Origin of the sequence: Pseudomonas sp. IPO3774 (genome assembly GCF_013386835.1) — a bacterium.
GTDB lineage: Bacteria > Pseudomonadota > Gammaproteobacteria > Pseudomonadales > Pseudomonadaceae > Aquipseudomonas.
The window spans coordinates 25,064-34,848 of the sequence record NZ_JACAQY010000051.1; the positions used below are offsets into that span (position 1 = coordinate 25,064).

8 protein-coding genes are annotated in these 9,785 nt (G+C 62.1%); 1 reads left to right on the forward strand and 7 read right to left on the reverse strand.

The window, feature by feature from the left end:
* Window positions 1-11: 11 nt before the first annotated feature.
* The 7 genes from HYE77_RS24855 to HYE77_RS24885 all read right to left on the reverse strand — a co-directional run bounded on the left by HYE77_RS24855 (window position 12) and on the right by HYE77_RS24885 (window position 7,455).
* On the reverse strand, window positions 12-1,544 hold the full coding sequence (locus HYE77_RS24855) for a sodium:solute symporter (protein ID WP_177069673.1): 1,533 nt from the start codon (window positions 1,542-1,544) through the stop codon (window positions 12-14).
* The gene (locus HYE77_RS24860) at window positions 1,541-1,795 is read right to left on the reverse strand and encodes a hypothetical protein (protein ID WP_177069675.1); all 255 of its coding nucleotides are present in this window, start codon (window positions 1,793-1,795) and stop codon (window positions 1,541-1,543) included. Before HYE77_RS24860 ends, HYE77_RS24855 begins: the two co-directional genes overlap by 4 nt.
* Before the next feature lie 130 nt (window positions 1,796-1,925).
* Window positions 1,926-2,861 (reverse strand): choline kinase family protein, encoded by a 936-nt coding sequence (locus HYE77_RS24865; RefSeq protein WP_003218516.1) that lies wholly within the window; start codon window positions 2,859-2,861, stop codon window positions 1,926-1,928.
* Window positions 2,858-3,814 carry an aminoglycoside phosphotransferase family protein gene (locus HYE77_RS24870; protein WP_177069677.1) on the reverse strand — a complete coding sequence of 319 codons (957 nt, stop codon included), beginning with the start codon at window positions 3,812-3,814 and terminating at the stop codon, window positions 2,858-2,860. Before HYE77_RS24870 ends, HYE77_RS24865 begins: the two co-directional genes overlap by 4 nt.
* 8 nt (window positions 3,815-3,822) lie before the next feature.
* A complete protein-coding gene (locus HYE77_RS24875; protein ID WP_177069679.1) occupies window positions 3,823-5,103 on the reverse strand; it encodes a M20 family metallo-hydrolase in 1,281 nt (426 codons plus the stop codon).
* Entirely contained in the window at window positions 5,081-5,839 is a 759-nt protein-coding gene (locus tag HYE77_RS24880; RefSeq protein WP_008433061.1) for a DeoR/GlpR family DNA-binding transcription regulator, read from the reverse strand. Before HYE77_RS24880 ends, HYE77_RS24875 begins: the two co-directional genes overlap by 23 nt.
* A gap of 212 nt (window positions 5,840-6,051) precedes the next feature.
* Entirely contained in the window at window positions 6,052-7,455 is a 1,404-nt protein-coding gene (locus tag HYE77_RS24885; protein ID WP_177069681.1) for an amidase, read from the reverse strand.
* A gap of 365 nt (window positions 7,456-7,820) precedes the next feature.
* On the opposite strand from HYE77_RS24885, the gene HYE77_RS24890 reads away from it, so the two are divergent.
* Window positions 7,821-9,785: DUF6531 domain-containing protein (locus HYE77_RS24890; protein ID WP_256347482.1), on the forward strand; the 1,965-nt coding region annotated here is incomplete at its 3' end.

Consider the following 9,785-nt stretch of genomic DNA (forward strand, 5'->3'; position numbering starts at 1 on the left):
GAGAAGTGGGTTCAGTTCAGGACCGGCCTTGCCCCCATTGGCACTTTGCGCCCTGGCGCCGCCATTTCAAACAACTGCTCCACCCGAGCACTCTCCTGCGCACTCGGTTTGATCGCCCATGCACACGCCACAAAAATCCCCGCATTGACCACCAGCCCCACAATCCCGCTGGTCAACGACCCCAGCCCGGGAATGTCGTCCGGGTACATCGTCGTCAGCACAATCGCCACCACGATCCCCGCCAGCATCCCGGCAATCGCGCCTTCCTTGTTGCCGCGGCGGCTGAAAATGCCGAAGAACAGCGGCACCGCCAACTGGATAATCCCCTGGTAGGAAATCTGCGCCAGCAATTGCAGTCGCGCGTAATCAAAGGTCAGGTATGCCAGCACCGAGGCGGCAACGATAAACACCACCATCCCGGACTTGGCCAGCAGCGTCAGTTGCCGGTCGGTACGCGGGGTGTTCCAGGTGGCAAGGTCGTTGGCGAACTGGGTGCCGCAGACCTGCACGCAGCCGTCGACGTGGCCGATGCTCGCCGCCAGTACGATGACGATCGCCAACGCCAGCATCCACGGCCCGCCGATGTCGAACAGCGAGAGGAACCAACCTTGTTGCGGGTGCGCGATGACGTTCGGGTCCTGGCTGATGGCCGCGGCAAACAGCATCAGAATCCCGTAGAAACCACCCACCAACAGGATCGTGTACAGCGTGCCTTTCTTCACCGCCTTGACGCCGCTGGCGGTGTAGATGCGCTGGAAGCTCATGGGCCAGCACATCGAGCCGATCACGCCGGTGAAGATCAGGCTGAACATGTACAGCGGGCCGTAACCGGTGCCGCTGGCGCCGGGAATCAGCAACATTTTCGCCGGCAGGTGCGACAGGTTGGAGAACGACGCCTGGTCGCCGAACAGCAGGAACACACACAGCGCCGCACACACGACATAGGCGATCAGGCCCTGGAACATGTCGGTCATGATCAGCCCGCGCATGCCCATGCTCACGGTCCAGTACTGGCGCACCAGCACCACCACCACGCCGGCGACCAGGCAGGTGGTGACGCCCCAGCGGCCGAAGCTGGCGAACTGGAACAACATCGCCAACGCCTGGATGCCCATCACCACCCACGGGAATACCGAGATGATGCCGATGATCGAGGCCACGCGCTTGACCACCGGGCTGTTGAAGCGCATGCCGAGCAAGTCCGGCTGGGTGCGCAGGTTGAAACGCTGGCCCCAGGTCCACGCGCGGCGGGCCATCAGGTACATTGCCGTCACGCCAAGGGTGGCGTAGACCATGCCGTAGAAGCCCAGGACGCCGCCGATGGTCAGGGCGAAAAACGCGGTAAAGGTCGAGCCCGGCCACCACGAGTTGGTGTAACACATGGCGATGTACCACGGCCCATAGGAGCGCCCGCCTACGGCGTAATCGGAAAAACTCGTGCTCTCGCGGTTGGTGGCGTACAGCACGGCGATCATCCCGGCCAGGAACAGGCCGATGACGCCGAAGGTGATAAAGAGGTTGGCATCGCTGGCGGTGCTGATCATTGCGCACCCCCCTCTTCGGGTATTTCGCCGGCCTTCAATTCGGCGACGTACAACGCCCACAGGCCCAGTCCTGCGAGGACTGCAATGGCGATCCAGTAGAAGATCGGCAACGGTATGCCCAGTACCAACGCGGTACTGCCGCTCACGCTCAAATAGAACGGCGGGAATAAGGCGAGCATCAGCAACAGGAAAAAGTACACGCCGAAGAGTTGGCTTTTCAGGCGTCCGGGTGGTGCGCTATCAGATTTCATGAGTCGGGTGCTCCTTGAATTTGTGGATCGTTTTTTTGTGTGATCAAACAAAAATCAAGCAGTGAAAACGCAGGCACCAATCAGCGCCCAAGTGACTTCATTCAATGCATTATTGTTGTCTGGCGCAGGCTCAAGCCTGTCTTAGCCAGGTTTCCCATTGCGAATCGTTGATGATGCTGCGGGCACGCATGTGCTTCCAGGTGCCGTATTTGTAGAAGTCGAAATCCAGCTGCGACACCGCGTGCTGCACCATCGCCCAGGTCGACCATTTGATGTCCGCCAGGGCCTTGTGCAACTTGATGCGCGCGAGGTTCTGCGGGGTGACCTGGCCGAAGTAATCCTCGATCAGGGCCAGTTCCATTTCATCAGTGAAAAACATCTCGCCGAACCACAGCGCCAGTTCGTAATGCCGGTCGTTGTTGGAGGCGTATTCGAAGTCCACCAGACGAATTTGCCGACGGTCGTTGAGCATGAAATTACCCGCCAGGGTGTCATTCATGCAGGGAGCCAGGTCGATGCCGGAAGCTTGCAGCACGCCCCGGGCGCGGTCGCATTGGCGGCGCAGCCAAGCGTCGTCGGCGGGCTTGCAGCCGTTGAGTTGCTCCACCTGCCGCTGGTGCTCGGCAATCATGTCGAACACGGTCTTGGTCTGCACCAGTGGCGGCTGGTCGTTGAACGCCTTGAGGGCGTGCAGCGCGTTGTGGCGCACGTCGCGGTCGAGGAAGTCGTGGTTGGAGGAGGCGCGCCAGCCCTCCATGAACTCGAAGACTTCCACGCCGAACTCTTCAAGGAATGCGAACACCGGCGCGCCATAGCCGGTTTGCGCCGCCTTGAGGCTGGCGTCGTGGGCCGTGCGGCGGTCGATGAACATCTCGGTGCCCACGCCCGGTACCTTGAAGAAATACGCAGTGTCGATCCCGGCCACTTCCACCCGCCAGTTGGTGTTGGAAATCCCGCCGCTGACCGGTTCATAACGAATGCCGGTGCCGCCCCAACTGGCAACCCCGCGCACCGCCGCTTCCAGCTGACACTCTTGTGGCGTACACGCCTCACCTAACGCTTTCATGCCTGCCCCTCCTGTACCTGACGTAGCCAACCTTCAAACCGCGGGTCTTGCAGACTTTGGCGGCAGCGCAACAGCGTCCACTGCCCGACCTTGGAAAACTCCAGCGGCCGCGCCGAGGTAGCGCCGACCCACAGGCCCCAGAGCGTCCAGTACCAATCGTTGATCAAGGCGTACAAGCGGCAGCGCGCATAGTCGCTTTCACGGCACTCGCCGGCCCAGGTATGGATGCCTTCGCGCCAGTCGTTTTCGAAGACGTACAACTCGTTAAGGCTGATCGCCACGTCGTACCAGGGATCACCACTGCCGGCGTAATCGAAGTCGATCAGTTGCAAGGCGCCGTCCGGGCCGATCATCACGTTGCTCGCCACGCCGTCGCCGTGCAGCGGCACCGAGTCGCTGGCGTTCAGTTGCAGCGCGGTCCAGGCCAGGTCAATGCAGGTGCTGATCCAGGCGTGGTCGATGGGCAAGGCCACGCTGTAGCGCACGCATAATTCGCGCAGGTGCTGGATATCTTGCAGCGGCGAGCGGGCGAAGCCCGGCGAGGTGCCTTGGTGCAATTGTTTCTTCAGGGTCCAGAGCGCTTGCAGGCGCTGGGGCTGCATCAATTCGTCGAGGCGGGCCCAACGCCACTCGCTGGTGGGCAACGCATCCAGCAGCAACACGCCGGCCGTGGCATCCACCAGGCGCACACCCGGCGTCACGTCGCAATCAGCTGCCAGTTGGGTGGCGCGGGCAGTGCGTTCAATGTCGATCAGCGCGCGCATGTCATCATGCAAGACTTTGGCGTAACACTGGCCCCACGGTGCGCTGACGGTAAAACCGGCCCACTCGGTGGCCAGGCGTACCGGCGAGGCAATCCCGGCGGTGCCCTCTTCGACCACCACATGGGCGGACAAGCCGGCGGCCTCCAGGGCGCCCAGCAGCCGTGACTTTGCTTGCAAACGACTCGACATGGCAGACCTCAGCGGTAGGCGTTGGGGGTGGAACAGGCGCGGTGCAGCAACGCGGTCAGCATGTGCAGGCCGTTGCGCATGTCCTGTTCGCTGGTGAATTCCGCTTCGTTGTGGGACACGCCATTGCTGCTCGGGATAAACAGCAGGCACACCGGGTAATGCCGGCTCAGGCTGATGGCGTCGTGGCCTGACACGGTGACGCTGTTGCCGATGGGCAAGCCCATTTGCTGGCCGACGCCGTAGGCCAGCTCGGCAAAACCGTGATGCAGGTGGCTCGGCTCACGCAGGGCGCGGCTTTCGATGCTGTAGTCAGTCGACGTGGCGCTGGCGGTGGCCTTGAGGCTGGCGTCCAGGCGCGCACCGGCTGCGGCCAGTAATTCGGTGTCGGGCGAGCGGTACTCGACATGCAGCGTCACGCTGGAAGGCACCACGTTGGGGGAATTGGGATAGATCTCCAGGCGCCCCACCGAGCTGTGCAGTTGCGCGCCATGCAGGTCGGCCTCGGCCCGCACAGCGGTGATCGCGTGGGCGGCGGCCAGCAAGGCATCCTTGCGTGCAGCCATGGGTGTAGGACCGGTGTGGTTCTGTTCACCGATGAACCGAATCCGTTGCTTGAGGGCGGCCCAGGTGTCGCGCACCACACCGATGGCCAGCCCGTCGCGCTCAAGGCCATCACCTTGTTCGACGTGGATTTCCACATAACCGGCGACGTCCAGCTCGACGCGGCCCTCCCCCAGATAACCAATCTGCTGCAGCGCATGCTTGAGGCTGATGCCATCGCCATCGCGGCAGGCCCAGGCGTCCTGCAGGGCCAGGTCACCGGTGAACACGCTGCTGCCGATCAGGCTGGGCTGGAAACGCGCGCCCTCCTCGTTGGTCCAGTTCACCACCGCCAGGTTGCACTCCGGTACTTCGCCGCGCTCGCGCAGTTGGCGAGCCAGGCTGGCCACCGCGACTGCGCCGGCCAGCACGCCATAGACCCCATCGAAACGCCCGGCACTCGGCTGGCTGTCGAGATGCGAGCCACACAGCACGTAGGGCGCTTCTGGATTAAAGGTGATCAAACCGAACATGTTACCCACTGCATCCACACGCACGTCAAAACCGCGTTCAGTCATCCAGGCCGCGAACAGGTCGCGCACGGCGCCGTCTTCAGCCGAGGCGGCGAGGCGATGCAGCCCACCGGCCTTGGTCGCGCCGATGACCGAGGTGTCGCGGAACAGCGCCTCGAAGGTTTCAAGGTCCTGTTCACTGGGCACCAGCAACTCAGGGGTAAAGGATATCGACATGGGCTTGCTCCAGGCGGGTCGCAAAGTCGTTGGACGGCGCACGATTGGTGACCAGGGTCGTGATGGCGCTGAACGGCAGCGTATTGATAAAGGTGCGGTGGCCGAACTTGGCGTCATCGGCCAGGATCACGCTGCGCAGGCTGTGTTTGGTCAGTTCCCGGCGCAGCAGCGCCTCGGGCTCCTGGTAGTCCATGAACCCCAGCTCAAGGTCGACAGCGCCGATGCCCATGAAGGCAATGTCGTAGTGGAACTGTCGGACGAATTCCAGGGTGTGGGCGCCAATCAGCGCGTTGTCGTTGCGGCGCACATCGCCGGGCACCACCAGCACCTGGTTGGCGCTTTGCTCGGTGATCAGGCGGGCGATGTCCAGGGAGTTGGTGATGATGCGCAACTGGCTGAACGCGGTCAGTTGCTGGGCCAGGGCCAGGGTCGAGGTGCCGGTGTCGAGGAACAGCACCATGCCTTCGCTCACCAGCTTCGCTGCACACACCGCGATACGCGTCTTGGCCTGGGGCTTGATGCGGCTGCGCACCTGCAGCGGCTGTTCTTCGTTGAGCCGCGGCAGGATCGCGCCGCCGTGGATGCGCCGCAGCTTGCCGGCTTCTTCCAGGTACTTGAAGTCGCGGCGGATGGTTTCTTCGGAGACGAACAGCGCCTGCGCCAGGTCCGACGCCTTGACGCGCTGGTGTTGGGTGAGCAGGAGCATGATTTCGTCGAGACGTGGCTGGTTGAGCATAAAAGAGGTATTCCAGGGCAGGTTCAGGCGGCCGGTATTGCGCGCCCCACGGCGAAACGCGGCGCGAGCCGGTCCAGCGGGGAGCATAGAACGTAATACAGCCATGGACAGGGTCACGGGTACCTCTCACTCATCAGGGTGTGAAAGGGCAGGACAACACAAAGCGTTTATCACGGGCGGGCTTCTTTTGAGCCCACTCCGGGTTCAATCAATCAGGGCATCAGCATCGGGGGGAGGTGCTGATCCCAGGGGGCGATGGCTTCGACGGCCGCGCAGAATTGCAGCACCTGGGCGTCGGCAAAACGTGGGCCGATCACCTGCAGGCCAATCGGCAAACCGCTCGGGCTGAAGCCGCAGGGCAGGCTGGCAGCGGGGTTGCCGGTGATATTGAACGGATAGGTAAACGGCGTCCAGCGGGCCCAGGGCACCGCGCCCTCCTCGCCCGGCCAGCCCTCGGGGGCAACCCGGTCGGCGGCGAACGGCAGGATCGGCATCGTCGGCATCAGCAGTACGTCGTAGTCATTAAACAGCGCGTGTACCTGATTGGCGAACAGTGCACGTTGCTGCACGGCCTTGAGGTAGGCCGCCAGATCGTAATCGGCGGAGCGCTTGATCAGCGCAGCGAAACCCGGGTCCAGTTGGTCGAGGCGATCGGCCAGGGATTTGCCATAGGCGATCCCGCGCCCGCCGACCCACAGGGTTTCGAAGGTGGCCAGCGGGTCTTGCCAGTCCAGGGTCAGGGTGGTGACGGTGACCGGCAGCTCATCCGCAAGGTAATGCACCGCCGCTTCGACGGTGGCGGCGATGACCGGGTCCACCGGCGTATCGAACAAGGTCGGGCAATACGCCACACGCACGGGGCCCAGCGGTTGGTCGCAGCGCGCCAGGTAGGACTCGGTGGGCGCGGGCAAGGCCTGGTGATCCAGCGGATCGGGGCCGGAGAGGATATCGAAGAGTAACGCGCTGTCGCGCACGGTGCGGGTGATCGGGCCGGCGTGGCTGAGCATTTCAGTGGCGGACCAGGGCCAGGTGGGGATGCGCCCCAGAGAGCCTTTAAGAGCGAATGCACCGCAAAAGGCGCCGGGAATGCGCACTGAACCGCCGCCGTCGGAACCCAGCGTGGCCGGGACCATGCGTGCTGCCACCGCAATGGCCGAGCCGGAACTGGATCCTCCGCTGGTGAGCTGGGGGTTCCAGGGGTTGCGGCCATTGCCGAAAACCCGGGAGGTGCTGGCGCCGGTCCAGCCGAATTCGGTGGTGGCGGTCTTGCCGAGGATGATCGCGCCGGCCTCCTTGAGGCGGCGGATGATCGGGGCGTCCTGGGTGGGGACGTTGTCCAGGCCGGTCAGCGAACCGCGGGTGGTGCGCAGATTGGCGGTGGAGAACAGGTCTTTGATGCCGAAGGGGATGCCGTGGAGCGGGCCACGAAATTGGTTGGCCTGCGCTTCTGCGGTCAGGATTTCAGCCTGCTCCCGCGCGGATTCGGTGTAGACGTCGCCGAAGGCATTCAGTGTGGGATTGTGGGTTTTGATGGCTTCGAGGCTTTGCTCGACCAGTTGCACAGGGGTCAGTGTGCCTTGGCGGATGCTTTCGGCTGCGTGCAGGACGCTGGGCATGTGGGTCAGTGAGATATCAGTCTTCATTGAGCATCCTGGGACATCTGCGAAATGATCCAGCGGGTACGTCAATAGACGCCAAGGGAATGGAAGCTGTCAAGTTGGATTTGTTGCGTATGTGGGTTTTGTGGGATTTATTTTTGTCGGAGATTTGGCTTACGAAAACGGGTCGGTTTAGCCGGGGATTTGGCGAAACGTCCTATCAGTAGCAGTGGATAGCTCTGACTTCTTTCTCTTACAAACCTCTGCAAAGTCCCTCGCCTGATCACACAGCGCGAGGGAACGCCGATGTTTTTTTCGATTAATGCCCTGCCCGATGGGGCTGCCTCTTGAATCTCGCCCTAGGCAGGTTGGCCCTGGCTCCCATGGATGTGGAGACGAAGGACGTTGAAGCGGTCTTTCGTAACTTCAGGGAGTGCCTTAACACGTTTGACGATTGGGCTGAGAGCTTCTGGAGCTTTTCGTCGCTGGAAGTCGAGCAGGTGTTCAAGGTTGGGGATGAGGTCGCGCTGGTCGCGCCTGTTTCCTCTAAAGCCCCCAGTACCACCGTTGCAATGTGCAAACCCAATGGTGCGCTGACCCTGGTGCACATGTTTGAGAGCAAGCGGTTTGTGCCGATCGGCAACACGCCGGTCATGCTCCAGGCCATCGCCGAGGACGGCAGCCTGATCGGTCCCCTCATTCATAAAACCATCGGCCCCAGCGGCATCCTCGAAATCACCGACTGCACGCGCGACCAGCAGTATCAGGTCAGCTTCTACCCCGATGTTTCCAAGGATCACGTCAAGGCGCTCTACGCCTCCTATCAGTCGGTGATCAGCTCGCTGGAAAGCAGCTTGCGCAGTGAATGGACGAGCACCTTCGAAGAGCAGTGGAAACAGTACTCAAACGCCAGCGCCCTCGACCGTCGCAAGTTGATGGACGCCGCGTTTGTGCGAGGGATTACGAACACGCTGTACAGCCTTTGGGACGGTATTCCAAACCTGTACGACTGGCTGGCGGACATCAAACCCAATAGCGAAAAGTTGCTGCGGTACCTCTCCCAAGGCGAGCTTGAAGAGCTGTTGAAGCTCAGCAATGAGGCCATTGCCAACGGTCTTCTGGTGCTGAGCGATGAACCGCTGCTGTTCATCTATCTGTCGGCGATGTTCAGTTGGGCGCAATTGCTTCCGCCGCCGGACATGAACGAGCTGCTGGGGGAAATGACTTCCGAGGTACTGCTCAACCTGCTGTTGCTGTTGGCCACCGGCGGCATGGGTATGGCGGTGCGTTTGGGCCCGCAGGTGCTGGGCAAGGTCAGGTCCGGCCGGGCACGGGTGTTACTCGAGCAGATGGCCAAGTTGGGCGAGGCACCACGGCTGGACTGGCACCCCAGTGTGCTTAAGCCGGTGTCGCTTAAAAATGATCCAGTGTCGATCAAGGCAGCGGCCGTGCCGTTGAAGGCCGGTGTAAACGAGGTTTCGAATCCGGCAGCGCTGGTCCGAAAGCCTAAAGCGGCGCGCACGGCGCTGGTGAAGCAGGAGCCTGTGGATGATGTGCCTGCTTCGGCGAAAAATCCCAATGGAGATGCTTCGGTCTGTTCGGCGAATACCTGTACCAATGGCTGCCCGGTTTCGATGGTTACCGGTGAAGAGCTGCTGACCCTTACGGATGGCTCGTTGGAGGGTGTGCTGCCGTTTGCCTGGACGCGGTTGTATCGCAGCAGTGCCGTGGAAGTGGATTGCGGGTTGGGGTTTGGCTGGAGTCATGCGCTGGCGCAGCGGTTGGTGGTGAGCGGCGGATCGGTGGTGTGGACCGATCACGAAAACCGCAGCACCACGTTTCCCCTGCCCTCTGCTGCACGGCCGGCGATCACCAATAGCCTGGCGGAAGCGGCGATTTATCTGGGTGCTTTGCCGGATGAATGGGTGCTGGCTCAGGCGTCGCTTTTCTACCACTTCCGTGACGGTGTGCTGACGGCGATCAGCGATGCGTATGACAACCGGCTGCGCATTACTCGCGATTATTCCGGGCGGATTCAGCGGATCGATAACCATGTTGGCCAGGGATTGCTGCTGCGGTATGAGCGCGGCCATATCGTTGCGGTCGACTATCAGGTGCACCGGGAACTCGGCTGGGTCACCGAACAGAACGTTGTTTCCTACACGTACGACGATGCCTGGCGGTTGGTTGAGGCGACCAACGCTGTCGGCGAAAGCGAGCGTTATCGATACGACGATCAGCAGGTGATCCTGGAGCGGGAACTGGCCGGTGGGGCGAGTTTCTTCTGGGAGTGGGAACGGTCTGGCAAGGCGGCGCGATGCGTCCGCCACTGGGCCAGCTTTTCGCAG

Excerpts from the sequence above, each read along its gene's own strand:
- HYE77_RS24855 (WP_177069673.1), bottom strand. The coding sequence starts at position 1,544 with ATGATCAGCACCGCCAGCGATGCCAACCTCTTTATCACCTTCGGCGTC.
- HYE77_RS24860 (WP_177069675.1), bottom strand. The coding sequence starts at position 1,795 with ATGAAATCTGATAGCGCACCACCCGGACGCCTGAAAAGCCAACTCTTC.
- HYE77_RS24865 (WP_003218516.1), bottom strand. The coding sequence starts at position 2,861 with ATGAAAGCGTTAGGTGAGGCGTGTACGCCACAAGAGTGTCAGCTGGAA.
- HYE77_RS24870 (WP_177069677.1), bottom strand. The coding sequence starts at position 3,814 with ATGTCGAGTCGTTTGCAAGCAAAGTCACGGCTGCTGGGCGCCCTGGAG.
- HYE77_RS24875 (WP_177069679.1), bottom strand. The coding sequence starts at position 5,103 with ATGTCGATATCCTTTACCCCTGAGTTGCTGGTGCCCAGTGAACAGGAC.
- HYE77_RS24880 (WP_008433061.1), bottom strand. The coding sequence starts at position 5,839 with ATGCTCAACCAGCCACGTCTCGACGAAATCATGCTCCTGCTCACCCAA.
- HYE77_RS24885 (WP_177069681.1), bottom strand. The coding sequence starts at position 7,455 with ATGCCCAGCGTCCTGCACGCAGCCGAAAGCATCCGCCAAGGCACACTG.